Source organism: Affinundibacterium seohonense, assembly GCF_014284305.1.
In the GTDB taxonomy this organism is placed as follows: Bacteria; Pseudomonadota; Gammaproteobacteria; order Burkholderiales; family Burkholderiaceae_D; genus Undibacterium; species Undibacterium seohonense.
Genome location: NZ_JACOFW010000016.1, coordinates 53433 through 80132 on the forward strand (window position 1 = coordinate 53433; position 26700 = coordinate 80132).

Sequence of the window (26700 nt, forward strand, 5' to 3'; positions counted from 1 at the left end):
TTAAGGTTGGCGTTTTTATTTGTGACATTGAGGAATTCAATCTCAAATAACTAAGATTGAGCACCTAAGTCTTATGGATTCAACTGCCAGAAACCACGTCCAAAACTAGCGGCACGCACGAGCGTGGAAGTTGGTGAAATGTAGATATCGTCCACGTTCACCAATGGCATGCCAGAGCCAAAACGCGCCCACGTTGTTCCAGAATCGAGTGAACGATAGACACCTAAATGTGTACCTGCATATAAAGTTGTGTTGCTACCCGGATCAACTTTCAAGATGTTGACTGGAGCTCCAGCTGGTAAGCCGTTGTCAATAGCTGTCCAGCTTGCGCCAAAGTCAGTCGATCGCCATGCGTGCGTTTTCGTACTATCTGCAGCCACCGAGCTTACATAGATGGTGTTTGGATTGGTCGGATCAAAGTTGATTTTACTTAAAGACGAGCCATTGTTTGGTAGAGCCGCTGGCGTTGTCCAGCTGGTGCCACCGTTGTTCGTCAAGAAAACCCGACCACCACTGCCAACGACGCCAAGTACATTGACATTACTTGCGGCAACACCGACACCACGAATGGCGAATGCTGTCGTTGGTAAGCCTGTTGTACCGAGTGCCGTCCATGAGCCAGCGTAGTTTGTCGATTTATACACTTTTAAATTTGACCAAGTGAAAACCGTGTCCGCGTTAGCAGCGCCTTCCCAACTTACGATGCCCGTATTGAATGGCGCAGTAGAGCTGTTATTTGATTCGGTAATGCCGGTGCTGGCCGAGGTGAAAGTCAAACCACCGTTGGTACTCTTGTAAATTCGTGAATAATACAGCGAGCCCAACATGATGCTAGCGTTCGTCCGGTGAATAGCTGAACCAAAACCATCACCACCAATGTATTGATTAAAGGTCGTTGTGGCGCCGCTACGTACGCGGGTGCCGTTGTCTTGGAAACCACCGATCATCGCATTGACATTTGCTGGTGAGGAACCGACGCTATAAATCAAATGCGTGGTCAAACCAAGATTTAAGGCGTCGGTGAACGTGGTGCCGCCGTCGGTCGATTTAAACAAGCCACCGTCAGTACCAACGATTAAGGTGCTGCCCTGCATTGCACTGGTGTGGAAATCCGCATGCACGTATGGCAGACTGAATTGTGCTAACCAGTTTGATTTTTGTGTATAGGTTGAACCACCATCACTGGTTTTTACCAAAGCCAAAGCGCCACCAAAGTAGGCAATACTTGGATTTGTTGGGTCAACTTGTACCATATGGTTATACCAACCCTGACCATTGAGAAGCGTACCCAAGGTGCTCGACTCGGTATTGGTCTTTGTGTAGCGTTTACTTGGCGCGCCCACAGTTGTCCAAGTTGTTCCGCCATTTGTTGATTTTAGAATGCCGGCCAAGTCTGAAGCAGACGTCGCATTTGGTACAGCAGCCATCGCGTAGAGGATATTTCGATTACTTGCTGCGACGCCTAAACTAGATCGTCCAATGCCAGCGGTCGCTGTGAATCCAGTGGCCTTCGTCCAGGTTGCACCGTTGTTCGTGGTTGTCATCACTTGACCGTCCGAGGTGCCACTCGCGACACCAGGATTTGCTTCCAGAGAGATGGCAAAATTGGTACCGCCGGTCCATACCATCGTCCAGATGTACGGTACGGCGGTTTGCGCTGTTGGCAATGTGACTTGGGTAAATGAGGCGCCCGAATTGGTAGAGCGGAACAGTCCTTTGTTGGTCGCTACCATCACAATCGCGCTATTCGTCGGTGCAACTTGAATCGCATTGATGACAGTCGATGTGCCTAGGAACACTGGGGCACTCCATGTGGCACCGCCATCCGTTGATTTCACCATGCCGATGCCAGTGCCATCAAATGCGTCACCTAAACCCAGATAAATCGTTGAGCTACTATTTGGATCCATCGCCAAAGCGCCGACCGATAAGGTACCAAGATTTTCTGTCAGCGGTGTCCAGTTAGTGCCGCCGTTGATTGTTTTCCATAAACCACCACCTGCGAAAGAGGCATAAATGATGTTGGTATTGGCAGGATCAAAAACGATGCCAGTTGGGCGTCCTGCATCTGTTTTAGCTAACGAGGTGCCACCATTTTTTGCGACATCTGCTTTGGTTGGCCCCATGTTAACCCAGGTCGTACCAGCTGCTGCCGCATTCATATCAATCGATAAGCCGCCAATGGCATTGCGCTCAATTTGGCTAAATTCGGTTCCCATTTTTTCGATACCGGGAATCATGCGTCCCCATTTCGCACGTTCTTTATCTGCAGAACTTAACATTTGACGACGAAACTCGGCACTCAATCTACCGCCATTTTTTTCTTTCTTTTTGACGTTTTGCCCTGAGCCTTCGTCATACCAATCCGCACGCCATTTAGAACGTTCAGTTGGGCGGTCATACTCTTGGTAAAAACCAAAAGCAGAGCCGGCGCCTGCTGTTAATGTGAGGCCAATGACCGAGGCGAGTAAACCCTTCACCCAAGTTTGATTTGAAAGACGCTTGTTGTTAGTCTTTCGTGTTGACAGTGATTTTTTTTGATGCATTGTTAAGTCCCCCAATAATGGATTGATTTTTTATGTTTTGATTTTCTGATAAAAGGTCTTATCAGTGGATTGATTGTTTCAGAGTTGACTGGGGGCGTCTACGAATTCTTTTGGATTAATTACTCGAATTTGTCTGTCTCCTAGTACACATATTCTGCGCAATGACTGGTGTGTCGTTTTTTTGCAAGACGCCGATATGTAAAAAATATTTCTATTTTTTAATTGCGTGGCATTGGATGCAAAATGAAGAAGTGAATAAGATAATATGGCGATTCGGCTGTGCCGAATCGATCAACGAGCCATCGAACTGAACGCTGTGTGTAAGTGAGCTTGCCTTGAAAAACAAACTCACTTGATTGAAGATTCCTGTGGGGGTAGAGGCTATTTTTACAGAAGATTTGTAATTATGACTTGATCACCAAGTCGGGGGACATAATCGCTTTTAGATAAGTTCGCAAGCCTTCACCATCTCGTTCTTTTTGGGTAATCCACCAGACATTGCCTTTGCGTACAGCAGATTCGTTTTGCGCTGGCGTAATTAGCCTTGTTGCCACTTCACCTAAACTGGGTTGATGACCAACTAACAGTACCGTTTCACGTGATTCAGGCCAGTTCGCTGCTTTGAGTAAATCATCAGCACTTGCTTCGGTACCTATCTCTACTGCGATTTTGTATTTGCGATTAAGTTTAGCCAAGGCTGCCATGGTTTCTCGCGTTCTAATCGCTGGACTAACCAAGATTCTGCAATTGTCAGGTAGAACACTGTCTAACCAATACGCCATTTTTTGCGCTTGCTTTTGACCTTTGGGTGTCAGGCGGCGCAATGCATCGGCTAGCTCTTCGCTACCAGGTTCTGCTTCTGCATGGCGCCATAAAATCAAATCCATTGCTCGTCCTTTATCCGGCCTCGTCTTCAGGGGAGCCTAGCGTCTGCATTAAGTATTGTTGGGCACTAAATGGTTTTTGTTTGCCACGCACTTTTCGACGTTCATAGCTGCCATCGGATGCCAATACCCAGGCATTTTGGTTATCTTTTAAGTAGGGATCTAAACCCTCTGTGATGATGCGCTTTTTGAGATTTTTTTCTAGCACTGGAAATGCTACTTCAATCCGGCGGAATAAATTTCGACTCATCCAATCGGCACTGGCAAGATAAACATCATGTTGCAAATCGTTGCGGAAGTAATAGATGCGTGAATGTTCCAAAAAACGTCCGATGATAGAACGAACGCTGATGTTTTCGGATAAACCTGGCACGCCAGGACGCAAGGTACATGCACCGCGCACTATTAAATCGATTTTGACGCCATCGGCGGAAGCTGCGTACAAAGCGCGGATCACGGATTCATCGACCAGTGCATTCATCTTGGCGATGATACGCCCGGGGCGACCCTCACGCGCAATCCGTGCTTCATTGCGAATCGCTTTGATGATCTTAGGCTGCAAGAAAAACGGTGCTAGCCATAAATGTTCCAGCTTCTTTGGTTTGGTTAAGCCAGTTAAGTGAATAAAGACTTCATTCACTTCGGCAGCTTTCTTTGGATGTGCAGTTAATAAACCGAAGTCCGTGTAGAAGCGGGTGGTAGAAGGATGATAATTGCCGGTACCCAAATGTGCGTAATGGCGCAAACCACCGCCTTCTTCGCGACGGATGACTAACGCCAATTTAGCATGTGTTTTTAAACCCACCACACCATAGACAACTTGCGCACCTGCTCTCTGCAAACGATCTGCCCAATTAATATTTGCCTCTTCGTCAAAGCGCGCCATTAGTTCGACTACGACAGTGACTTCCTTACCCATGCGTGCCGCGGTAATTAATGACTCCATTAAATCGGAGTTCATACCGGTACGATAAATCGTTTGCTTAATCGCCAGCACGTTAGGATCGAGTGACGCGGTACGAATGAAATCGATGACGGTTTGGAAAGGCTGAAATGGATGGTGTAATAAAATGTCTTGTTTATTTAAGACATCGAATATATTTTTCTGTGCCAGCTTAGTGTCCGGCTTGGCCGAAAACGCGGGGAAGCGCAGATTGGCTTGACTCACGTGATCGATCAATTCAGACAACCGCACCATGTTGACCGGACCATCAACGGCATACAGACGATCTTTAGTCAGTGAAAATTGTTCGAGCAGGAATTGTGACAAGGCTTCAGGGCAGTTTTTTGCCACCTCTAATCGTACTGCAACACCAAATTGGCGGCCTTGCAATTCACCTTGTAAAGCTTGACGTAAATTTTTGACTTCATCTTCATCCACCCATAAGTCGCTATCGCGTGTGACGCGGAACTGCGAATAAGCGAGCACTTCACGATCATTAAACAAATCGCCGATGTGGGCATGAATAACGGAAGACAGCAGGCAGAAGGCTTGTCCTTTTTCTGTTAATTCATCGGGGATCTTAATGACTCGTGGCAATACGCGTGGTGCTTTGACAATAGCAATCGCCGTACCACGTCCAAACGCGTCTTTACCCGCTAGTGATACGATAAAGTTTAGACTTTTGTTGACGACCTGGGGGAACGGATGAGCAGGATCTAAGCCAATCGGTGTCAGCAGTGGACGAACTTCACGTTCAAAATAGGATTTCACCCAAGCACGTTGTGCTTCGGTTCTTTCAGTGTGGCGTAACAAATGTATGCCTTTGCGTGATAACGCAGGCAAAATATCTTGGTTTAAGACTTCGTATTGCCGAGTTTCGAGGGCGTGGCATTCTTTGTCTATGCGTTCCATCATACTAGTAAAGGTAGTATGTTGAGCCAATTGCCCGTCGACCGTATTTTGTGCCAATAGACTGGCTACACGAACTTCAAAAAACTCATCTAAGTTGCTACCAACAATGCACAAATACTTAAGTCTTTCCAATAAGGGAATGCTTTTATCTTCGGCTTGCGCTAGTACGCGCCAATTGAAGGCAATTTGGGACCGCTCTCTATCTAAATAAATAGCAGAACGAGATAGTCCCCAAGTGGCCATTAATGCAGATTCACTATCACTGCTTGCTTTGTGACTGATGTTACTGCCTGAGTTTGGCGTGGTGGCTGGTGCGGCTTCTATGTTTTCTGTTGTGCCATTGATGACATCGGGATTTATCATTGGATTTTGCATGTAAGTGTAGGAATGCCACTAATTAGGCGCTGGTGCTGAGACTCTGCCAGATTGTATTAATCTATTGTGACAAGTTTATGACAGAAAAAATGTTCAGAGACAAATATTTCATAGATAAATGACGAGTGTCATAATCTTGTCATATTCGACTTGTAAAGTTCGATCCATGTTAATTGAGCCGAGCGGTCCGAGTGCTGTATCTGGTAAATGATCAAATGACATACAGGTTTGTTTCCCCATTTAATCGAGGTAAATATGCAATTTAATCGTATTGTTAAGTCTTTAGTCATCGCAGCTGGTGCTGCATTGGCTTTCTCGTCCGTGCATGCCGCTGAAGTGACTGGCGCTGGCGCGACTTTCCCTTACCCTATCTACGCTAAATGGGCTGATGCCTACAAAAAAGCAACGGGAAACACTATTAACTACCAATCGATTGGTTCCGGTGGTGGTATTAAACAAATCAAAGCAAAAACTGTTGATTTTGGCGCGACGGATATGCCATTGAAAGCGGAAGAGTTGAGTGCGGATGGCATGATGCAATTCCCAGCAGTGATTGGTGGTGTAGTTCCAGTGGTGAATTTGGAAGGTGTAACTCCTGGTCAGTTAAAAATGACTGGTGAAGTTTTGGCAAAAATTTACATGGGTACTGTGACTAAATGGAATGCCGCAGAAATTACTGCAATCAATCCAGGTGTCAAGCTGCCAGCAGAAGACATCACAGTGGTACATCGCTCTGACGGCTCTGGTACAACTTTTATTTGGACAGATTATTTGTCTAAAGTGAGTGCGGAATTCAAATCGACTGTCAGTTCTGGCACTGCTGTTAAATGGCCAGTTGGTCTTGGTGGTAAGGGTAACGAAGGCGTTGCAGCAAACGTACAACGTATCAAAGGCGCGATTGGTTATGTTGAGTATGCTTATGTTAAGCGTAACAAAATGATCCACACACAAGTGAAAAACTTGGATGGTCAATTTGTACAACCAGATGATGCTAACTTTAAAGCAGCAGCATCAGGCGCTGACTGGGCAAAAACACCAGGTATGGGCGTGATCTTGACAAACCAAGCGGGTAAAACAGCTTGGCCTATCAGCGGCGCGACTTTCATTTTGTTGCACAAAGTGCCAACGAATGCTGCGAATACACAAGAAGTTGTTAAGTTTTTTGACTGGGCTTTCACTAACGGCGACGCGATGGCAACGGAATTGGAATATGTGCCTTTGCCAAATGATGTAGTTAAGTTGATTCAAGCTAGCTGGAAAGCGAACTTGAAAGATGCATCCGGTAAAGCTTTGTATTAATCCAGTCTCGTAGTTAAAGAAATATAGACGTCCCAACCATGTGTTGGGATGTCTGCACATAAAGCCATAAAAAATGTCTACTCCAGCGATGAACTCTTCATTCCCTGTCGGCAGGGATGAAAAACAGGAAGTCAGTCAAGTGATGACAAATACGCAAACAACTCAGCATGGTTCGGCTATGCGCAAACAGAAATTACAAGATTTTCTGTTTCATAAACTCACCTTTAGTTTCGCGCTATTGGTTTTGTTGGTGTTAGTAGGTATCGTCGTATCGTTGTTTCTCGGTGCCCTACCTGCAATGAAAGAATTTGGATTTGCCTTTATTACGACGATAGAGTGGGATCCAATCAACGATAAGTACGGTGGCTTGATCGCTATTTTCGGAACCTTGGTGACCTCAGCGATTGCGTTGTTGATTGCGTTTCCGATCAGTTTTGGTATCGCCTTATTTTTGACCGAAATTTGCCCGAATTGGCTCAAGCGACCTTTAGGTACCGCGGTTGAGTTACTGGCAGGCGTTCCAAGTATTATTTACGGTATGTGGGGGCTGTTTATTTTTGCCCCATTTTTTAGTGAATGGGGTCAGCCACTACTCGCAAATACCTTGGGTAAGTTGCCTGTTATCGGTGTTTTGTTTTCTGGTTCGATGATTGGTATTGGTGTACTCACGGCCGGGATCGTTCTGGGAATTATGATTATTCCTTTTATCGCTTCTGTGATGCGTGACGTGTTTGAAATTGTGCCGCCAGTGTTGAAAGAGTCTGCTTACGGATTGGGATGTACGCGTTGGGAAGTTGTTCGCAAAATCGTATTACCTTACACCAGAGCCGGTGTGATCGGTGGTGTCATGCTGGGTTTGGGGCGGGCGCTTGGTGAAACGATGGCAATTACGTTTGTGATCGGGAATGCGCACAAATTACATTGGTCGTTATTCGGTGGCGGTAATAGTATCGCTTCTAGCTTGGCAAATGAATTTGCGGAAGCCGAATCCGAATTGCACGTTGCCTCGTTATTTTTACTTGGTTTGATTTTGTTTGTTATTACTTTTGTCGTGTTGGCATCGGCAAAGTTACTGTTGTTGAGCATGACAAGAAGAGAAGGTGTGAAATGACTTTAGCCGCAAATAATGCAACACCTAATGCAGCACTGAATTCCGTCTATAAGTCGCGCTTGTTGAAGCATAAGATAGGGATTTTCTTCTCAACAGCGGCGATGGCCTTGGGCGTTTTCTTTTTGATGTGGATTTTGGCTACCTTATTAATTAAAGGTGTCGGCTCGTTGGACTGGACCGTGTTTACCCAAGCAACGCCGCCGCCTGGCGAAGAAGGTGGTGGTTTGGCTAACGCGATACTCGGTAGTTTAATGATGGTCGGTGTCGCAACCTTGATCAGTACACCAATTGGGATTTTGGCGGGGATTTATCTCGCTGAATACGGTGAAAAAAATTGGTTCAGCGATGTGACGCGTTTCGTGACCGACATTATGCTTTCTGCACCTTCTGTCGTGATTGGTCTCTTCGTGTATGCGATTTATGTTGCGAAGATTAATCATTTCTCCGGTTGGGCTGGTTCTTTCGCTATTTCCTTAATCGCGATTCCAGTCGTTGTCAGAACGACTGATAATATGCTGGGATTGGTTCCGACGAGTTTGCGTGAGGCAGCGTTTGCACTCGGTGCTCCGCGCTGGAAAGTTGCGCTATTTATTCGTGTTAAAGCGGTAAAAGCCGGGATTTTGACTGGTGTATTGTTGGCAGTGGCGCGTATTTCAGGCGAAACCGCACCTTTACTTTTCACGGCATTGAACAACCAGTTTATCAATACCGACATGAATAAACCGATGGCGAACTTACCGGTAGTTATCTACAATTTTGCGATGAGTCCTTACGAAAATTGGCGCGGTTTAGCTTGGACAGGCGCTTTGTTGGTGACCTTCAGCGTATTGGCATTAAACATTCTGTCACGTACCGTATTCGCACAAAAAGTGCATAAATAATTTAGAGCTTAGACCATGATTCCAAATACAAAACCAGTAGCAGTTGAGCCAAGAGCCTGTATCGAAACCAAGGGCTTGAACTTCTTTTATGGCAGCAATCGTAGCTTGCAGGATGTGAATTTAAAAGTTTACGACAAAAAAGTAACCGCATTTATTGGCCCGTCAGGCTGTGGTAAATCGACTTTGTTACGTACTTTTAATCGTATGTATGACCTGTATCCTGGTCAAAAAGCCGTGGGTGAAATTATCTACAACGGCCAAAATATTTTATTGCCAGGGCATGACATTAATTTGTTACGCGCTAAGGTGGGTATGGTGTTTCAAAAGCCAACGCCTTTCCCAATGTCGGTCTATGACAATATCGCCTTTGGTGTTCGTTTATACGAAAATCTTTCTAATGGTGAAATGGATGAGCGCGTTGAATGGTCGTTGAAAAAAGCCGCGCTATGGAACGAAGTTAAGGATAAATTAAGCACCAGCGGTCTTAGCTTATCTGGCGGTCAACAGCAGCGTTTGTGTATTGCACGCGGCGTTTCAGTAAAACCTGAAGTGTTATTGCTCGATGAACCAACTTCAGCACTTGATCCAATTTCGACTGTAAAAATTGAAGAATTGATCAATGAATTGAAAGAGGACTACACCATTGCCATCGTGACTCACAATATGCAACAAGCGGCACGTTGCTCTGACTACACAGCCTATATGTATTTGGGTGAATTGGTCGAATTTGGTGAGACCGATAATATCTTTATGAACCCTGTGCGCAAAGAAACTCAAGACTATATTACGGGTCGCTTCGGCTAATGCTAGCCAACTTTTTGCAGGCACTTTGACGAACAATCAGAATTCAGGAGTAACCATGACAGGCGAACATTCATCGAGTCAGTACAATCACGATTTAGAATCCATCCGTTCCCAGGTTTTATTAATGGGTGGTTTGGTAGAAAATCATTTTCAAGATGCGATGGCTTGCTATCGCACAGGTAATAGCGAACAAGCAGCATCAGTGGTGAAGTCGGACGAAGAAGTGAATCGTCTGGAAGTGATGTTAGACGACATGTGTAGTCACTTGATCGTTAAACGTCAACCGGCGGCCAATGATCTTCGTACGGTGATGGCTACCGGCAAGGTGATTACAGATCTTGAGCGTATTGGCGACGAATCGACCAAGATTGCCCGTATCGCGCAAGAAATGGCGAACAAAAGCCGTAACAACGCAATGTTTAGTGGCTACGAAACAGTGCGGGTTTTGGCCAATAGCGTTGGTCAAATGCTGCATCAATCCTTGGATGCTTTTGCGCGTCATGATGATGCAAAAGCAGTCAAATTGATTGCCTACGACGAAATTATCGACAGCGACTTCCGCTCTATTATGCGTAATCTCATTACGTTTATGATGGAAGATCCAAGCACAATTTCATTTGCTTTAGACGCTTTGTGGGTGGCGAAGGCAATTGAGCGAATTGGTGATCACGCGAAAAATATTGCGGAACATACGATTTATATTGTCGAAGGTCGTGATATCCGTCATTCGGATTACGTGGCAAGTAAGCAGGAAAAAAATAGTCAGCAGCCATAAATGATGGCTCAGGCGCTGTGTCTACAATGAGGCACAGCGTGTTTGGTGTTGTAAAAATAGATACTTAAAAAATAAAATCCTATGTCAGTTGATAAAACCACGATTTTGATCGTAGAAGATGAACCAGCAATTAGTGAATTGATTAGTTTTACCCTGCGTGCCGCTGGTTGGAATACGATGCCAGTTGGCACAACCGCAGAGGCTTGGGAATTTTTGCAGCATCGTACACCCCAATTGATTTTGCTCGATTGGATGTTACCTGATCAAAGCGGCTTGAGATTATTGTCGCGTATCCGATCAGATCGTAATTTTAATGAAATGCCAGTGATCATGTTGACTGCCAAGAGCATGGAGGAAGATAAGATTTCCGGCTTGGATCATGGTGCAGACGACTATGTCACGAAACCATTTTCACCACGTGAATTGACCGCACGTATCAAGGCAATGCTACGCAGAAAGAGCCCAGAGCATGCCCAAACTAGTCTAGAGATTGGCAATGTACATCTTGATCCAGTGAGTTGTACTGTGAAGATTGATGACAAAAAAATTGAGATCGGCCATGCCGAATATAAACTTTTAAAGTTTTTCATGGCACATCCAGAACGCGTTTTTTCTCGTAGCCAATTACTCGATAAAGTCTGGGGTGATCATGTGGTGATCGAAGAGCGTACCGTGGATGTGCACGTGCTACGATTGCGAAAAGTATTAAAAAATGCCGAAGGTCTAATTAAGACCATCCGTAGCGTCGGCTACATGCTATCGGAGAAGTAAGTTCGCCCATGGCTATGGATTTACCACAGCTTGTCATATCATGGGCTTGGTTCTTCTCATCAAGCTCACTTTTTGAAACACCCCTACAATGCGCCCACACTTAGTTTTTTGGATTTCAGCCGCTGTTCGCATCACGATTATTTTGGCCGCTGCTGGTGTTGGTGCCTATTTTTTTGGGCAAACCACTGGCTTAATTTTGGCTCTGCTCGGCATGATCACTTTGATCGTGGTGCAGTTGCAGTATCTACTCAATTTGTCTGACTGGTTAGATAATCCGAATAGTGCACGACTGCCTGATGGGTGGGGTGCTTGGACCGAAATTTTCTCACGTCTGTATAAATTGCGGCGTGGCGATGAAAAAAACCAATCTGAATTGGCGGAGTGGCTCGCTCGGTTTCGTCAAGCCATGACCTTGCTGCCTGATGGCTTGGTGATCATGGACGACGTGATGTTTTTGGAGTGGTGTAATCCAATCGCTGAACGTCACTTAGGCCTGGACCTCGGCCGTGATAAAGGCATGCGTGTGACTAACCTGGTGCGCACACCCGAATTTATCGATTACATTATTCTCGGTCGATATGAGACGCCATTGACGCTGTCTTTGCGCGATCGCAAGTTGATTGTGCATGTGATTCCATTTGAAAATCGCCGCCAGATTTTGGTGACACATGACATCACTGAATCTGAGCGCATTGATATGATGCGTAGAGATTTCATTGCCAATGCATCGCATGAATTGCGTACACCATTGACCGTGATTAACGGATTTTTGGAAATCGCATCGATGCAGCCTGATCTAGAGGTATCTATTCGTGCTTCCCACATCAAATTGATGGTAGAGCAGGGCGAACGTATGCAACGTTTAGTCGAGGATATGTTGACGCTGAGCCGACTTGAATCGACGGATTTTCAAGTTCGCACAGAACGGATTGATATTCCTTTGATGTTGCGTCATATCAAGCAAGAAGCGCATGCTCTTTCAAATGGTAGGCATCAATTTAGTCTTGAACTAGACGGACCAGATATACAAGGTAGCGCCGATGAAATTCGTAGTGCCTTTAGTAATTTGGTGACGAATGCCGTTAGATACACCCCGGAGCATGGTGAAATTAAATTAATTTGGCAAAACAGTGCACAGGGTCCTCGGTTTATCGTTCAGGATAATGGCATTGGTATTAGCCAAGAGCATATTTCCCGCTTGACTGAGCGATTTTATCGAGTCGATAAAAGTCGCTCACGTGAGACACAAGGGACTGGCTTAGGATTGGCGATTGTGAAGCACGTGTTGATTCGTCATGATGCGCAGCTGTTAATCGAATCGACCGTCAATGTTGGTAGTAAATTTTGTGTTCAATTCCCCAATCGGGCGGTCATTGGCGCCGTTTGAAATTAAGCTTGGGGTGCTATGGCAATATGTGCCAAGTGAGGGCGCGATGTAACCTAAACGTCGCATCCAAAACAGCCATTTTATCTTCACCAATTTCCGGAATTTTTTACAGGCTTTTGACTCTGATTTTATTGCCCTCAGAGTATAGTCCTTATACAATGCGTTTAAGGAGAAAGCCTATGTTTCGTGTGATGTTAGTTGAGGATGATGAACGCCTCGCCAGTTTAATTGTTGAGTATCTCCAGGCCTATGAATTCGCAGTTGAACTTGTGCCGCGTGGCGATTTAGCGCTCGCCCATTTTCAAAGCAATCCGCCAGATATGGTGGTGCTTGATTTGATGTTGCCAGGACTAGATGGCATGATAGTCTGCAGACAAATCCGTGAAATTAGTAAAGTACCGATCCTTATTTTAACTGCGCGTGAAGATTCCTACGACGAGGTATCCGCTCTCGAACAAGGTGCAGATGATTTTGTCAGTAAACCAGTCCAACCGCGAATTTTGCTGGCACGGCTACGGGCCTTGGTACGCCGCATTCCGAATGCCAATAATGCGACCAATTCGCTCGATCATGACTCATTGCAATTTGGCGCTCTGCATATTTCTCGTAGCGATCGCTTAGTACACTGGCGTGAACAAGTCATTGAGCTTTCAAATACCGAATTTAAGTTGTTAATGGTATTAGTTGAAGCGCCAGGAAAAGTCTTATCGCGCGATGATATTTTAAAGAAAATGCGTGGGATAGAGTTTGATGGACTTGATCGCAGTATCGACAATCTTATTTCTCGTCTGCGTCGTCGTTTTGACGATCAAAATTCTGAAAAAATTAAAACTGTCTGGGGCGAAGGGTATTTATTTTCCCCGTCTGCTTGGGAATAGCTTAAGTCGGGAAATGACCCGACCTACTCAATTAATGCAATGATCGCTAAAGGGCTGGTACGCGTATGTATCTGCCCTTTTTCTATTTGGGGGGATGGTTGCGTGTGTGTAGCCATGTTAATTGCTGCGCCGAAAATAACATTGCTGATTTTGAAAATCGCAGCGGTATCGTTCCAGACTGCACTGTTATCAAGAATAGGTAGAGCGGTGTTTTGAGTCAGATACTTAAATTCCACTAGTGCGGTATTGTCTTTTTTTGCAAATACAAATCGGACTCCAACGCAGCGTTTTCCCCGATTCGCACCGATATCCACATAAGACTGATAGGCCAAAGTTTGTTCGCAAGCGGCACGTAGATCGGCAATTTCGTAAATGCCATCAGTGCGCAGGTTAATGCTGGTTCTGAAATGAAAAGCGGCTTGTCCATTTTTTTGATTCACAACCAATTCTGCGTTATCGTCATAAGCGACTTTTAAGAGCGGTAAGGTTGTGCGCCCGAGTGGATCAAGTGGTAAATCAAGATGGGTGGTTTTGCCAACAATATGCATGCGCAAACTGTCAAAGGATGTATTTTTATCCTTAGGTAGGACTTGCAGTTGTAGTTGAATCAGATTCTTTGGTTTGCCATATTTTTCGAACCACAGCATGGTTTTGTACGCATCCCGGTAACTCATCCATTCTGCATCGCGCGCACGCATACCATCATCGGCCGACTGCGCTACCGCAGTGCATGCGGTAGTCAGTAGAGAGATAGCAAAGAATGCGTTACGGAGATTCACGATTTTTATGTAGTAAAAAATTTAAATTAAATACGTAAGTGATCAGGTCAAGTAATAAAGTGAGGCAATCAGTGTTAGTCAGAATCGATAAGCAATGGCACTCGATACTGTGAAATTTGTCTTCCGCTCCACTAATGGGCTTCTGCCAGCGCTATTTATAAGTTGACTTAGATTCATTTTCGAAGTGATTAACCACGAGGAATTTAGGTTCCAATTCCAGTAAATATCTGCGTGGATATCTTTCACTCCGGCTTTGGTTGTAAATTGTTCGTTCACACTTCGACCGGCTTCAATGTCACTGACACCAAAATAAGTTTGGGCATAAGCCTGATTGACCAAGGTTAATCCAACGCCAAAAGTCAATTGGTGGTGTGGGAACATATCTTTTACGTGATAGCGCAGATCGCTGCTCAAACGAAGTCCTTGTCGATTATTCCCTGCACCAAACAGTAAAGTATTGGTCTGCCTTAAATTCTCCGCGAGCTGATAGTTGTAAAATCCACCGTAAAGTATGCGGGTACGAATGTCCTCTAAGCCGAGTAATTTATTGCTGGCTTTAGAGTGGCTTCTGTCACTTAAACCAGGGCCGACCACACTCGATTGCAGGTTGGCAGGCGTTTGAATACTGTTCGATAAGCCAGATGAGGTGCGATTTGGCTCTAAGCTGATAAGCGGTCCAAACTCATGATTAAATTGGTTTGATAAGTGCCAACCAGCACTCATGCCAGCAAGAAAAACGCCATTACTCCATTGCATTTGCATGACAGGGATGACGTTTGCTTTTTTATGTTCTGCGCCTTCGTAGACAGGACGTGACATTACACCTATGCCCAAATACATATCATGACTGCCATCGGGCATCAGATTCTGTGCGGGACTTTGCGCGTGTGCAGTCACACTAAGTGTGAGCGCCGCGATCAAAAAGGTATAAATTTTATTCATTGTTCATTCTCAACATTGCAATCAGTGATGAAGCTTTTCGCCATTCTACAATTGAGAAATACTTTCAGGTTTGAATCATGCGTAAATCACGCAAACGTTGCGAAGCTCGCCTTATCATTGTACAGGTGTTGGCACGCGATTGAATTCGACAGCCTCATTTCTGGTATCGATTTCCGTAATATAAAAAGGTGTTGTGATGCTAGCGATACACATACTATTTGCTGACGGTTCTAGGTTGTAGTAGCTCACCGCGACCTTATCGGTTTGCTGCCAGATCCTGACATCCTGTATGCCAGAACAACCGGACGATTGTGTTCCAAGAAAAAGGCCTATTACCATTTTCTTTGAAAAATCAATCTGTGCTGGCGCAACACCATCGACCTGATGTTCTTGCCACAGCTTATTCCAACTCGCCTGATCTTTGATCACTACGGTGCGTGCGTCTTGAATTCTGGAATAGCTACCATTGGCGATGGTTCTGCTATTGATTAGCTGCTTGCTTACATTGTTCATAACCAAGGGTAGGTCTGATTTTTGCAATTCGATCATATGCATGGGTGTGCTATTGAGTGTCGTTTCGAGATCGCAGCGGGTAATTGCTATGCGTTCTTCTTCAAAGAAATTGGCAGTCAATGTCTGCCCGTCTGAACTGAGTTTTAAAAAACGTGTAAGGCTGCAATCGTTGGCTGTTTTGTAAAACTTGGCCAAAACCATCTTGGAGGTGAAATCCGGTGTCATTAAGGATGCTGATGGTTTGATATTGGCTGTACTCCAAAAACTGTTCCAGGCAGCGTTGTCTTTAATGAGTACATAGTCGGGTGGAACGCCTCGATGAAAACTAGCCGATAAGACTTTGAACGCGACGGTTTGGCTGTTTGGCGTGGGAATGGTGATCATTTGTACTTGATGGGTGCTACCTAGACCTAGATCGGCTTTGTCGAGGTTTTGGATGATCGTTTTAAATAAACTCTCGACGGCAGTGTCTGTGCAAGTGGTGCGCTGACCAGCAATGCTATCTGCGTGAGAGCAAAGTAAGTTTTGCGGTGAGCTGCCGTATAAATTTTGTGCGTATGACGCATCCGCACAGCTGCCAGATTTATCCCACATGACATATTTTTGATCAATTAGGAACAGGCGATTTTTTAAGTTAGCACAGGTCGCATCTTTGACCAAATTCAAAAATTCATTGGTGGCGATAGGCGCGGGTGTTTTTCGAGGCTCTTGCGGAGTGACACTCCCGCTACCACCGCAGGCGCAGAGGCAGATAATGAGGGTGAGGGCGTAGAAGCGAGAAAATAAAGCAGACATGTGGCTACCTTCTATGCTGAGAATAAATTCGATATAGGCATTGTATGTTGATTTTGTTTCTCGCTTCACCCTCAAAATGCTGGCAATTTGTCCTCAATTTGTAAAAAGCTTGGAATTTCAATAAAGCGAATGAAATTCTGTGAAAACAGTCGGTATCTTGCAAATATTCTTATAGAATAGTTCGCAAGGAGAATCTATATGAAGTTGTTTGGGTATGGAGCTATGAATCGTTCGTGCTGGGGTGCGCTGTGAATCGTTTGTTTCTGCGCTTTCTGGCGCCAGTATTACTGTCGATCGCGTTCGCTACGGTATTGGTGTATGCGGTGATTAGCTGGATTTTCGGAAATCCGATTGAAAAAAATGCAGAGCGTCAGGTCGCGCCACAAATTTTTTTGATTGAACAATACATCGATAAAGCCGCTACAGATGAATGGCTTTCTCGTCTGAACAAAGTGCGTGAAGTCTCGCAAGTGCAATTTGAGTTGATTCCATTACCCAAAGCCCTAGAGCAAATGAATCAGGCGCAGGCAGTGAAATTACAAAGTGGACGTGTGGTTCTCGATGCCGCGAATCGAACCTTGTATCGACGCGTCGATCTCGATGGAGAAAAGTATATCGGCAGCGATATGGATGTGCTGTATCTGCAAAATTTACCGATTGATTATTGGTTCAATATTCAACTTGAAATCGTACGTTACATTATCATTGCTTTCGTTTTGTTAATCCCAATTGGCTTTTGGTCGCGAGCTCATTGGCGTGATATTCAATCCTTGTCCGAGGTGACAGCGGCAATCGGCGAAGGCAATCTGTCGGTACGCGCAAATACCTCAAGTAGTGCCAGCATTTATCCGTTGGCGCAGCAAATTAATCAGATGGCAGGGCGAATAGACCAGTTACTGAGTTCGCAGAAAAATCTCTTACACTCGGTGTCTCATGAGTTACGCACACCGATAGCGCGGCTAGAGTTTGCTTTGGAAATCTTGCAGGAAAGTGCGGATCACGGGCTTGCAGGTGATAAACAAAAAATGCGCGTGGAGGCCATGAAAGCAGATTTAAAAGAGTTGGACACCTTGGTTTCTGAGCTCTTAAACATGGCGAAATTAGATGCACAAGGCCAATTGCTGGTGGAACCAATCGAGGTGCTGGATTTGATGCAAGCGTGCCTGCAGCACTTGCCACCCATCCCTGCGCAAATTGAGTTGCGTCAGATCCTAGAGGTCAGACATCGGCATATCAATGGAGATCAGCGCCTGCTTGAACGTGCGATACAAAATTTGTTAAAAAACGCTCTGAAATATGCGGAACGTCAAATCATCTTTCGTGTGACGCAACAAGTTAATACTTATGTTGTGCAAATCGATGACGATGGCAGTGGCATACCTGAGTCGGATCGCGATAAGATTTTTGAACCCTTTTATCGCCTAGATCGTAGTCGTGATCGACATACCGGCGGCTTTGGTTTGGGACTCGCAATTGTTAAACAAATCGTGTTGTTACATGGCGGCAGCGTCCGTATTTCACAAGCTGACATCGGTGGTGCAAGGTTCGAAATCGTTTTGCCTTATAAAATCTAAGTAAGACATTTAGCTCAAAAAACGATCGTATTTTTAATGCACTTTTCAGGAGGTTTATTTTTTGCAGCATGCCATCAACCAACAGCATTCAAATCGACGTGAGCATGTAATCGGCCTCAGCCTAGCCATCGTGGGGGCAATTTTATTTTCCGCAAAAGCGATCGTGGCAAAGCTGCTTTACGCGCATCAACTTGACGCTGTCACGGTGATTGCATTTCGTATGCTATTTGCGCTACCAATTTTTGCGCTCGTCGCTTTTTGGCAGAGTTGTAAACATCCGCCGCTTTCTGGTACTGATCGTTGGCGACTGATTGGATTGGGGCTAGTCGGCTATTACCTGTCTAGTTTTTTAGATTTCCTTGGCTTGCAGTTTATTTCGGCTGGCTTAGAGCGGCTCATTTTGTTTTTGACACCTTCTTTCGTATTATTTATCCATGTAATTTGGTTCAAGCGCCAAATCCGGCCGATTGAATACATCTCTCTCGTGATTGCCTACTTGGGAATTGTATTGGTGTTCATGCATGATTTAAGTTTTAATGGTCAGCAAGTTGTTTTTGGTGCGGCTTTAGTGCTGGGCTCAGCAATCGCCTATGCAACTTATTTAGTACAGTCTGGCGAAATGGTCGCGCGCATTGGGTCGTTGCGCTTGGTGTCATATGCGATGTGCATATCTAGCCTTGCTTGTCTTGCACAGTTTTTTATCCTGCGACCTGCTAGTACCTTAATGCAAAGTTGGCCGGTGCTTTCCCTGTCAGTTTTTAATGCGATAGCATGCACAGTGTTTCCTGTTTTTTTGACCATGTTTGCGATACAAAAAATCGGTGCACCAAAGGCATCGCAAGCCGGCATGATAGGACCAGTCTCAACCTTGGTTTTAGGTAGTATTTTCTTAAACGAAGCGATCACGACTTGGCAGTTTGCCGGCGCCAGTTTGGTGATATTTGGGATGTACTTGCTGAGTCGAAAATAGATTTATTTATCTCTATGCAAGGCGTTTGTAAATATATACATTCGGAATGTCATGTTTGATGAATGACTAAGTCGATTTTCTTGCTTTTCTCTAGTCGATTTAACACAAAACAACATATACTCAAGAAATCATTTCAGCACTTCACTGATACATGCACTAATAGGAACGCTATGACAGAACAAAATCAATCCGAGCAGCAGAATCAAGGCGTAAGTGACGATGGAAGTCCGAAGTTTGGCCGACTTTTGCTCGTTCTCTTATTTGCCGTTGCTTTGATTGTTGCGATTACTTTCGCGACAGAGGCTTACTACACGATATAGTGCATTACCAATAATGCTTAACACTTTGAGTTGAACCATGGATACCATTCCACTTATCCCCGCCACGTCAAATCTGGTAAAGAGAAATCTTGCCAGCTCAGAGAGTTCTGAGAGTAAAAAAGCGGAATCATCAAGTGCTGCACGCCTATTGGTCCTGCAAAACATGGTGCCGTTGGCGACAAACTTAGTGTCCTCACAACTGGAAGCTTTTTCGACACGCTTAGCTGATCAATTATTTAAATTGTCAGATCAGGCGGTTCGACCAGAAGAAGCCAAGGTAAGCTATGACGCCCATCAACTATTGAAGAGGAATAGCACCGCATTTTATCGGCTCGTTGCCGGTCAGATTAATGCTGCACTCAGCAAAGAAGTTAGTGTTTTTAATACCCGACGTCGACTTAAAAAAGACGAGCAATATTTAGATAAAACTGCCCAGACTTACGAGGAGATGGAGGGTAAAATTTTGTTGCGCAATGCCAGTCATGCGCTCGAAGTTTTGAATGCTGAGTCGTTAGTGATGTTGAATACTCTGATAGGCAGAATACTCAATCGCATGCCAATTGATGTTACGCAAAATCCTTTTCGTCCTGAAATTTTTGTAAAGGCCGTTCATCAAGCGTGGATGGAATTAGACGACAATCCTGCATCACATTTGGTAGTTTTGCGCTTATTGCAACCAACAGTCTTTCTGCAACTTAGCCCGATATTGGATGAAATTAATCAAGAGCTGATGGCTCGCGGTATTCGTCCAGATAGTGATGATGGATTTGACACTTCTGCAGGAGGTGTTGCGTATTTGCCAGTACAAAAATTCTTCAGCCTGGATCCGTATTTGCAAGATAAATTAAAAAGGGTTTTTTCTGGTCAAATTGAATTGGCGCATACGGATCCAAACTATGATTTTAGTGGCTTGGCTGCAGTGAGCGATACGTTGACGAATCAATTAGATTTAGATGCTGATGAGGATCGCGCAGACAAAGCGAGTATAGACCAGCAATTTTTCGAAGACTTACGCGAAATGCAAAAACGCTTTGCGCAAGAAGAGCATGCAAATGCACCATTTGAGTCACGCTTACACAAAGTTTTACACGCGAGCTCAGCGCAGAAACTGAGTGTGGTTGAAAGAAACACCATCGAATTATTAGCCCGTATTTTTGACTATATCTTTGCCGATCAAAGTTTAGGCAAAGATATTAAAAGTATGATGGCTCAATTACAAATTCCAATCGTCCGAGTGGCATTGTCGGATCGTGACTTTTTCTTTAGAGAGTCTCATCCTGCCCGTACTTTGTTAGATATTTTGGGTAGTTCAGGCATCGTGTTAGATCATGATGCAAGTGCTTTAGACCCGTTACTTGGCGTGATTGGCGATGTGGTCGAGAGGGTGCAAACCGAATTTGATGCGCAAATTGATTTGTTCTCTGATGTTGTGTCTGATCTTGAACTGTACCTGAAAGAAGAAGATTGTAAAGCACAGGCCGCGATCAGTCAGCCCGTGCAAACGGCACTAACAGAAGAAAAAATGCGCGTGTCGAGGGAGCTTGCTGAGCATGATGTCGCCATCCGCGTGGAGACTGGAGAAGTTGCTGGTTTTCTCGAAGTGTTTTTAGAGGAGCAGTGGATACGCATCTTAACTATTGCGCACAGCGTGAAAGATGAAAAACCACATGCTTTAGAAAATGCGTTGAAGACGATGGATGATTTGATTTGGAGTCTCAAACCGAAGAACAGCCCAGACGAGCGTAAAGCCTTGATTGCAAAGTTACCTGCGATGCTGACATTGCTCAATGCTTGGTTAAATGCGATTCGTTGGGATGAGCCTGATCGTGTCTTATTTTTCTCGAAATTGGCGGAACGTCATGCGGCGATGGCGCGAGCACCATTGGAATTGTCGCCCCGCCGTCAATTAGAGATTGCTGTGAATATTGCACAACGCGCGAGTAATCGCCGTCTAGATCGTTTCGTGAATGAAAAAGCGGTGCAGGCCAACGATGAAGCGACTAAGCAGGTGGCGGATTTGGAGCGTGGTATGTGGTTAGATTTTAGTGATGAGCTTGAACAGATTACTCGTTTCAAGCTCGCTTGGATCAGTCCGAAACGTAGCAGTTTTATTTTTGCTAATCGGCAGGGAGATCAAGCATTCTCGATAGCGGCAGCGGATTTGGAAGACAAATATCGAGCAGGTACCGCGAGTACTATCTTAGCAAATTCTTTAGTTGATCGAGCCTTGACATATGCGCTGAGAGATTTAGCGATTTGATCTTGAGTTCGTCAGTTCAAAAAAAATCCCAAGCGTAAACTTGGGATTTTTTCTTATGAGTCCTACTATTTTTCCAATTGAATTTCTATTCTGCTTTCCCCAGTTTTACTTGGGAAGTCTCTCAGTGCGCTTTCGATAAGCAATTCAATGTATGGCGCGATTTCTGTATCGTTTTGTGTTGATTTGGCAAGAACAGAGTACAACACTTTACCAGAACTGCGATCGCTGATGACGATTTCTATCCCATGATCGACATACTGACGTACGTTTAAATCTGCTGCGTAAAATGGATGCAGGTGATTCCCAAATGGGAAGGGTGAGTAAAACGGACTGCTGAGTCTGTACTGAAACCTCGAACGAGGGGAAAACCGATATGGCGTATTGATGAATCCAGGATAGTAGCGAGAAGTCCAAAATCCTCCCATAGGAATCACCATGCCGGACGGTGTAATCAGATAGCTCCCAGAGCCAAAAATAGATGAAACATGCGTGTTTCCTGGGATGGAAATCAATTGCATGCTGACTTTAAGTGCCGCTTTGGATTGATCGATTTCCTCAAAGCCTAATTCTTTTAATCGTGTTTTGACCTCTTCGCTGGCATGCAGATATTCTGGTTCTTTTGCTTGTTCGGCATGTTCAAGGATGGTGTAGGTTTTATTATTTAGGACTTCCGGTAATTGATTGATCGTACTGATTTTGCTGTAAAACGTACTGGCACATCCGGTGAGTAAGATTGCGCTTAAAAAGACTAAGCTTGCACGGAAATGTTTCATTTTATTGCCTCCGGTGATACTTGATCGGTAAAAATTTATGAGCAGTTTGATGCTAAATAGCGTTGGTTTATTGCGTAAATAGTATGGGCACTTTCTATGCAGACTCTATCATGAACCTAATGATTGTAAAAGTCTGTACCAGTGTGTAATCGTTTGTCTGTGTGCATACCAGTTTGCATGAATGTTGGTTTTTATGTCGTTTTAGCGGTTTTTTTGTTCTGCTTCTGCGTTTCTCAGACTTTTGCCGCCGATCGACGACTGCGCTTGGTAAAATACGGTTTTGATTGCTTCAGACCGTCTGGATATAGGCTTGTAGCAGCGTCATCATTAACTGCAGAGATTGTTTGAATATATGCGAAAACCGAATCAAGATATGAATGCACCAACACCAGTGACTATTTATCGTAAAGATTATGTAGCCCCCGGCTTTTGGGTGGATACCGTAGAAATGGGTTTTGATCTGCATCCCCAACGCACGCATGTTGCGACCCGCATCACCATGCGACGCAATCACGACAGTGCCGAAAAAGATTTGGTCTTGTTCGGCGAAGATATCAAGCTGTTGCAATTACGTATGAATGGCGTGAATCTGAAAAAAAACGCCTATACCCTGACAAAAGAGCGATTGGTCATCAGCAGTGCGCCAGATCAGGTCATGCTGGAAATTGAAACAGCGATCGCCGCCGACAAAAACACCACGATGTCTGGTTTGTATGTATCGAATGGTAATTTCTTCACCCAATGCGAAGCCGAGGGTTTCCGCAAGATTACGTTCTTCCCTGATCGTCCTGATGTGATGGCGAGTTATACAGTGATGCTGCGTGGCGATAAAAAATTGTATCCCGTGTTGCTGTCAAACGGTAATTTGATAGAACAAGGTGACCTCGGCGATGGTCGTCATTATGCTAAGTGGGAAGATCCGTTCAAAAAACCTTCTTACTTATTCGCTTTGGTTGCAGGTAAATTAGTTTGCCAAGAAGAAAAATACAAACTCAAATCGGGTCGTAAAGTTTTGCTGCAAGTGTGGGTAGAACAGGGCAATCTAGACAAAACCCAACATGCGATGGACTCGCTAAAGAACAGCATACGCTGGGATGAAGAGCGCTTTGGTTTGGAACTGGATCTCGATCGCTTCATGATCGTTGCCACCAGCGACTTCAACATGGGGGCGATGGAAAATAAGGGCTTGAATATTTTCAACACCAAGTATGTGTTGGCGAATTCTCGTGTTGCTACTGATGCCGATTACGCTGGCATTGAATCAGTGGTCGGTCACGAATATTTCCACAATTGGACTGGCAATCGCGTGACCTGTCGCGACTGGTTCCAATTGTCTTTGAAAGAAGGATTGACGGTCTTCCGTGATCAAGAGTTCTCTGGCGATTTGGTCGGTAACGAAACAGGTCGAGCAGTCAAGCGGATTGAAGATGTGCGCGTGCTACGGCAATTGCAATTCTCGGAAGACGCAGGCCCAATGGCGCATCCTGTTCGCCCAGATTCTTTTGTCGAAATCAATAATTTTTACACGGTGACCGTGTACGAAAAAGGGTCTGAAGTTGTCCGGATGTATTACACGCTGTTGGGACATGAAGGCTTCCGCAAGGGTATGGATTTGTATTTCCAGCGCCATGACGGACAGGCGGTCACCTGCGACGACTTCCGTGCGGCGATGGCCGATGCGAATGGACGCGATTTGAAGCAGTTTGAACGTTGGTATAGTCAGGCGGGTACGCCACGCTTGAAAGCCCAAACAAGCTACGACGCGATCTCTAAGACTTATACTTTGAGTTTGAGTCAATCCTGTCCAAAAACGGCAGGCCAAGCGAAGAAACTCCCTTTCCATATTCCGGTCGCGGTTGGCTTGATTGATGCCGAGGGCAAAGATGTCGCTTTACAATTGCTGGGCGAGTCTGCCACTAGCACAACGCAAATTTTGGAATTGAAAGAAGCGCAGCAGAACTTTGTGTTCACTAATAGTGATCGTGAAGTCACGCCATCCATCTTGCGTAATTTTTCTGCACCAGTGATCTTGGAATTCGATTACAGCGACGAGCAATTAGCGCATTTGCTGGCGCATGATAGTGATCCTTTCTGTCGTTGGGAAGCTGGGCAGCGCTTAGCGATGCGTCGTTTGCTCAAGTTAGTCAAGGCGGTGCAACAAGGCGACACATTGAGCTTAGATGATCTGTTTATCAATGCATTGCGCAAGACTTTAATCGATCAAAACCTTGATCCGGCATTCCGTGAATTGGTGTTGACTCTGCCGTCGGAAGTCATGATTGCCGAGGAAATGGCAATCGCTGATCCGCACAGTATTCACATCGCACGTCAATTTGTGCGCGCGACACTGGCGCAGCATTTGAAAGCAGATTTGCTAAAAGCCTATCAGGATAATTTGACGCCTGGCAAATACAGTCCTGATGCGCAATCAGCGGGTAAGCGCGCTTTGAAAAATTGTGCCTTGGCGTATTTGGTGGAATGGCCAGATGCGGCGACCTATGCTTTAGCGCATACGCAGTATCAAGAGGCCGAGAATATGACTGATCGTATTGCTGCTTTGAGCGCGATGTTGCACTGTTCCTCCGCATTGGATAAAGCGTATAGCAAGACACGCAAACAAGTGTTGGCGCATTTCTATAAAGAATTTGAAAGTGAAGCGCTGGTCATCGACAAATGGTTCACACTGCAAGCGACAGCGCCAACAGCCGATGTCGAGCAGGTACGCGCTTTGATGCAACACAAAGCCTTTAGCATGAGTAATCCGAATCGCGCGCGTAGTTTGATCTTCGCTTTTTGCAATGCGAATCCAGCGCGCTTTCATGCTGCTGATGGCAGCGGTTATGGCTTGTGGGCTGATTGCGTGATCGCCTTGAATAAGCTCAATCCACAAGTTGCTGCACGTTTGTCCCGCAGTATGGATCGATGGACGAAATTGCCAAAAGCGAATAAAGCTTTAATGAAAGCCGCTTTACAAAGAGTTGCAGCGACTAAGAATTTATCGAAGGATGTGTCGGAAGTGGTGACGAAAGCGCTAGCGGCATAACGATTAACAAGACAATATTTTTAAGATTTACTATAGAGAAGGAAGAATATGAAACGCATTAGTCTGACCCGTTTTCTGGTCGAAGAGCAAAGGCTCAATAATAGTATCCCCGCAGAATTGCGCTTGTTAATTGAAGTCGTTGCACGCGCTTGCAAAACCATCAGTCACGCGGTTGGCAAGGGCGCACTCGGCGAAGTTTTAGGAACTGCGCATACAGAAAACGTGCAAGGCGAAGTGCAAAAGAAACTCGATATTCTGTCGAACGAAATTTTGTTAGAAGCCAACGAATGGGGCGGCCATTTAGCGGCGATGGCATCAGAAGAAATGGAAACCATCCATCCGATTCCTAACCGTTACCCACAAGGCGAATACATGCTCTTGTTCGATCCACTTGATGGCTCCAGCAATATCGATGTCAATGTATCGATCGGTACTATCTTCTCCGTCTTGAAAGCGCCAGATGGCATGGGTACACCGACCGAGCAAGATTTCTTGCAAAAAGGTAGTCAGCAGGTCGCTGCTGGTTATGCGATTTATGGTCCGCAAACCATGTTGATTTTCACGACGGGCAATGGCGTCAATTGCTTTACCTTGGATCGTGAAATGGGCTCATGGGTACTGACAGAACGCAATATTCGAATCCCAGCCGATACCCAAGAATTTGCCATCAATATGTCGAATGTGCGTCATTGGTATCCACCTGTCACACGCTATGTCGATGAGATGTTGGCAGGTAAAACTGGCCCACTCAATAAAAACTACAATATGCGCTGGATCGCATCGATGGTGGCAGACGTGCATCGTATCTTGCATCGCGGCGGCATCTTCATGTATCCAGCCGACAAGCGTGAACCGGACAAAGCAGGTAAATTGCGCTTGATGTACGAAGCCAATCCTATGTCCATGATCGTCGAGCAAGCTGGTGGCGCATCCACTGATGGCAAACAACGTATGCTAGATGTTCAACCGACGTCCTTACATCAACGGGTAGCGGTGTTCTTGGGTTCTAAGAATGAAGTGGAACTGGTGACGCGTTATCACGCTGAGCATATCGAGTCTTAATGTAATTTAATCTGCACAAGAAAAAGCACACTTTGGAGTTTCTGAGTGTGCTTTTTTGTTGGTAAATTTTGTTGTGAAATTGATTGCTTGTGTTATGTAGGCG

At 45.1% G+C, this 26700-nt stretch carries 21 protein-coding genes; 14 read left to right on the forward strand and 7 right to left on the reverse strand.

Annotated elements, in window-relative coordinates; all coding sequences use genetic code 11:
* Positions 1–71: 71 nt before the first annotated feature.
* The 3 genes from H8K52_RS13855 to ppk1 all read right to left on the reverse strand — a co-directional run bounded on the left by H8K52_RS13855 (position 72) and on the right by ppk1 (position 5528).
* Entirely contained in the window at positions 72–2546 is a 2475-nt protein-coding gene (locus H8K52_RS13855; RefSeq protein WP_186923502.1) for a WD40/YVTN/BNR-like repeat-containing protein, read from the reverse strand.
* Between the two features lie 404 nt (positions 2547–2950).
* Positions 2951–3433 (reverse strand): SixA phosphatase family protein, encoded by a 483-nt coding sequence (locus H8K52_RS13860; protein ID WP_186923503.1) that lies wholly within the window; start codon positions 3431–3433, stop codon positions 2951–2953.
* Positions 3434–3443: 10 nt separating this feature from the next.
* A complete protein-coding gene (ppk1, locus tag H8K52_RS13865) occupies positions 3444–5528 on the reverse strand; it encodes a polyphosphate kinase 1 (RefSeq protein WP_186923542.1) in 2085 nt (694 codons plus the stop codon).
* 387 nt (positions 5529–5915) lie between these two features.
* On the opposite strand from ppk1, the gene pstS reads away from it, so the two are divergent.
* The 8 genes from pstS (at position 5916) to H8K52_RS13905 (ending at position 13566) form a co-directional block, all read left to right on the forward strand.
* Positions 5916–6959, forward strand: coding sequence for a phosphate ABC transporter substrate-binding protein PstS (gene pstS, locus H8K52_RS13870; RefSeq protein WP_186923504.1), 1044 nt, complete (start codon positions 5916–5918; stop codon positions 6957–6959).
* A 142-nt stretch (positions 6960–7101) separates the two neighbouring features.
* On the forward strand, positions 7102–8070 hold the full coding sequence (pstC, locus tag H8K52_RS13875; protein WP_186923543.1) for a phosphate ABC transporter permease subunit PstC: 969 nt from the start codon (positions 7102–7104) through the stop codon (positions 8068–8070).
* The gene (gene pstA, locus H8K52_RS13880; RefSeq protein WP_186923505.1) at positions 8067–8951 is read left to right on the forward strand and encodes a phosphate ABC transporter permease PstA; all 885 of its coding nucleotides are present in this window, start codon (positions 8067–8069) and stop codon (positions 8949–8951) included. Before pstC ends, pstA begins: the two co-directional genes overlap by 4 nt.
* A 15-nt stretch (positions 8952–8966) precedes the next feature.
* On the forward strand, positions 8967–9755 hold the full coding sequence (pstB, locus tag H8K52_RS13885) for a phosphate ABC transporter ATP-binding protein PstB (RefSeq protein ID WP_186923506.1): 789 nt from the start codon (positions 8967–8969) through the stop codon (positions 9753–9755).
* A gap of 55 nt (positions 9756–9810) precedes the next feature.
* Positions 9811–10530: a phosphate signaling complex protein PhoU gene (gene phoU / locus H8K52_RS13890; protein ID WP_186923507.1), complete on the forward strand. Its 720-nt coding sequence runs from the start codon at positions 9811–9813 to the stop codon at positions 10528–10530.
* A gap of 81 nt (positions 10531–10611) precedes the next feature.
* Positions 10612–11301 carry a phosphate regulon transcriptional regulator PhoB gene (gene phoB, locus H8K52_RS13895; RefSeq protein ID WP_186923508.1) on the forward strand — a complete coding sequence of 230 codons (690 nt, stop codon included), beginning with the start codon at positions 10612–10614 and terminating at the stop codon, positions 11299–11301.
* Between the two features lie 88 nt (positions 11302–11389).
* The gene (gene phoR / locus H8K52_RS13900) at positions 11390–12688 is read left to right on the forward strand and encodes a phosphate regulon sensor histidine kinase PhoR (RefSeq protein ID WP_186923509.1); all 1299 of its coding nucleotides are present in this window, start codon (positions 11390–11392) and stop codon (positions 12686–12688) included.
* Positions 12689–12867: 179 nt separating this feature from the next.
* On the forward strand, positions 12868–13566 hold the full coding sequence (locus H8K52_RS13905) for a response regulator (protein WP_186923510.1): 699 nt from the start codon (positions 12868–12870) through the stop codon (positions 13564–13566).
* A 23-nt stretch (positions 13567–13589) separates the two neighbouring features.
* On the opposite strand, the gene H8K52_RS13910 is transcribed toward H8K52_RS13905, so the two are convergent.
* The 3 genes from H8K52_RS13910 to H8K52_RS13920 all read right to left on the reverse strand — a co-directional run bounded on the left by H8K52_RS13910 (position 13590) and on the right by H8K52_RS13920 (position 16595).
* A complete protein-coding gene (locus H8K52_RS13910; protein ID WP_186923511.1) occupies positions 13590–14345 on the reverse strand; it encodes a hypothetical protein in 756 nt (251 codons plus the stop codon).
* Between the two features lie 78 nt (positions 14346–14423).
* A complete protein-coding gene (locus tag H8K52_RS13915) occupies positions 14424–15287 on the reverse strand; it encodes a MipA/OmpV family protein (RefSeq protein WP_186923512.1) in 864 nt (287 codons plus the stop codon).
* A 114-nt stretch (positions 15288–15401) separates the two neighbouring features.
* Entirely contained in the window at positions 15402–16595 is a 1194-nt protein-coding gene (locus H8K52_RS13920; RefSeq protein WP_186923513.1) for a hypothetical protein, read from the reverse strand.
* A gap of 248 nt (positions 16596–16843) precedes the next feature.
* Here H8K52_RS13920 and H8K52_RS13925 point away from each other — a divergent pair, with 248 nt between their 5' ends.
* From H8K52_RS13925 to H8K52_RS13940, 4 genes are all read left to right on the forward strand, one after another.
* Complete coding sequence (locus tag H8K52_RS13925) at positions 16844–18169, forward strand: ATP-binding protein (protein WP_186923514.1); 1326 nt, start codon at positions 16844–16846, stop codon at positions 18167–18169.
* A gap of 61 nt (positions 18170–18230) precedes the next feature.
* A complete protein-coding gene (locus H8K52_RS13930; protein WP_186923515.1) occupies positions 18231–19139 on the forward strand; it encodes a DMT family transporter in 909 nt (302 codons plus the stop codon).
* Between the two features lie 170 nt (positions 19140–19309).
* Positions 19310–19459 (forward strand): hypothetical protein, encoded by a 150-nt coding sequence (locus H8K52_RS13935; protein WP_186923516.1) that lies wholly within the window; start codon positions 19310–19312, stop codon positions 19457–19459.
* Between the two features lie 37 nt (positions 19460–19496).
* Entirely contained in the window at positions 19497–21719 is a 2223-nt protein-coding gene (locus H8K52_RS13940) for a DUF1631 family protein (protein WP_186923517.1), read from the forward strand.
* A gap of 65 nt (positions 21720–21784) precedes the next feature.
* Here H8K52_RS13940 and H8K52_RS13945 read toward each other — a convergent pair whose 3' ends face one another.
* Positions 21785–22492 (reverse strand): DUF4136 domain-containing protein, encoded by a 708-nt coding sequence (locus H8K52_RS13945; RefSeq protein ID WP_186923518.1) that lies wholly within the window; start codon positions 22490–22492, stop codon positions 21785–21787.
* A 373-nt stretch (positions 22493–22865) separates the two neighbouring features.
* On the opposite strand from H8K52_RS13945, the gene pepN reads away from it, so the two are divergent.
* Positions 22866–25535 (forward strand): aminopeptidase N, encoded by a 2670-nt coding sequence (gene pepN / locus H8K52_RS13950; RefSeq protein ID WP_186923519.1) that lies wholly within the window; start codon positions 22866–22868, stop codon positions 25533–25535.
* A 48-nt stretch (positions 25536–25583) separates the two neighbouring features.
* Positions 25584–26597 carry a class 1 fructose-bisphosphatase gene (locus H8K52_RS13955; RefSeq protein WP_186923520.1) on the forward strand — a complete coding sequence of 338 codons (1014 nt, stop codon included), beginning with the start codon at positions 25584–25586 and terminating at the stop codon, positions 26595–26597.
* The last annotated feature ends 103 nt before the right edge of the window (positions 26598–26700 follow it).

Coding starts and splice junctions, on each gene's coding strand:
- H8K52_RS13855 (WP_186923502.1), bottom strand. CDS start 2,546: ATGCATCAAAAAAAATCACTGTCAACACGAAAGACTAACAACAAGCGT.
- H8K52_RS13860 (WP_186923503.1), bottom strand. CDS start 3,433: ATGGATTTGATTTTATGGCGCCATGCAGAAGCAGAACCTGGTAGCGAA.
- ppk1 (WP_186923542.1), bottom strand. CDS start 5,528: ATGGCCACTTGGGGACTATCTCGTTCTGCTATTTATTTAGATAGAGAG.
- pstS (WP_186923504.1), top strand. CDS start 5,916: ATGCAATTTAATCGTATTGTTAAGTCTTTAGTCATCGCAGCTGGTGCT.
- pstC (WP_186923543.1), top strand. CDS start 7,102: ATGACAAATACGCAAACAACTCAGCATGGTTCGGCTATGCGCAAACAG.
- pstA (WP_186923505.1), top strand. CDS start 8,067: ATGACTTTAGCCGCAAATAATGCAACACCTAATGCAGCACTGAATTCC.
- pstB (WP_186923506.1), top strand. CDS start 8,967: ATGATTCCAAATACAAAACCAGTAGCAGTTGAGCCAAGAGCCTGTATC.
- phoU (WP_186923507.1), top strand. CDS start 9,811: ATGACAGGCGAACATTCATCGAGTCAGTACAATCACGATTTAGAATCC.
- phoB (WP_186923508.1), top strand. CDS start 10,612: ATGTCAGTTGATAAAACCACGATTTTGATCGTAGAAGATGAACCAGCA.
- phoR (WP_186923509.1), top strand. CDS start 11,390: ATGCGCCCACACTTAGTTTTTTGGATTTCAGCCGCTGTTCGCATCACG.
- H8K52_RS13905 (WP_186923510.1), top strand. CDS start 12,868: ATGTTTCGTGTGATGTTAGTTGAGGATGATGAACGCCTCGCCAGTTTA.
- H8K52_RS13915 (WP_186923512.1), bottom strand. CDS start 15,287: ATGAATAAAATTTATACCTTTTTGATCGCGGCGCTCACACTTAGTGTG.
- H8K52_RS13920 (WP_186923513.1), bottom strand. CDS start 16,595: ATGTCTGCTTTATTTTCTCGCTTCTACGCCCTCACCCTCATTATCTGC.
- H8K52_RS13935 (WP_186923516.1), top strand. CDS start 19,310: ATGACAGAACAAAATCAATCCGAGCAGCAGAATCAAGGCGTAAGTGAC.
- H8K52_RS13940 (WP_186923517.1), top strand. CDS start 19,497: ATGGATACCATTCCACTTATCCCCGCCACGTCAAATCTGGTAAAGAGA.
- H8K52_RS13945 (WP_186923518.1), bottom strand. CDS start 22,492: ATGAAACATTTCCGTGCAAGCTTAGTCTTTTTAAGCGCAATCTTACTC.
- pepN (WP_186923519.1), top strand. CDS start 22,866: ATGAATGCACCAACACCAGTGACTATTTATCGTAAAGATTATGTAGCC.
- H8K52_RS13955 (WP_186923520.1), top strand. CDS start 25,584: ATGAAACGCATTAGTCTGACCCGTTTTCTGGTCGAAGAGCAAAGGCTC.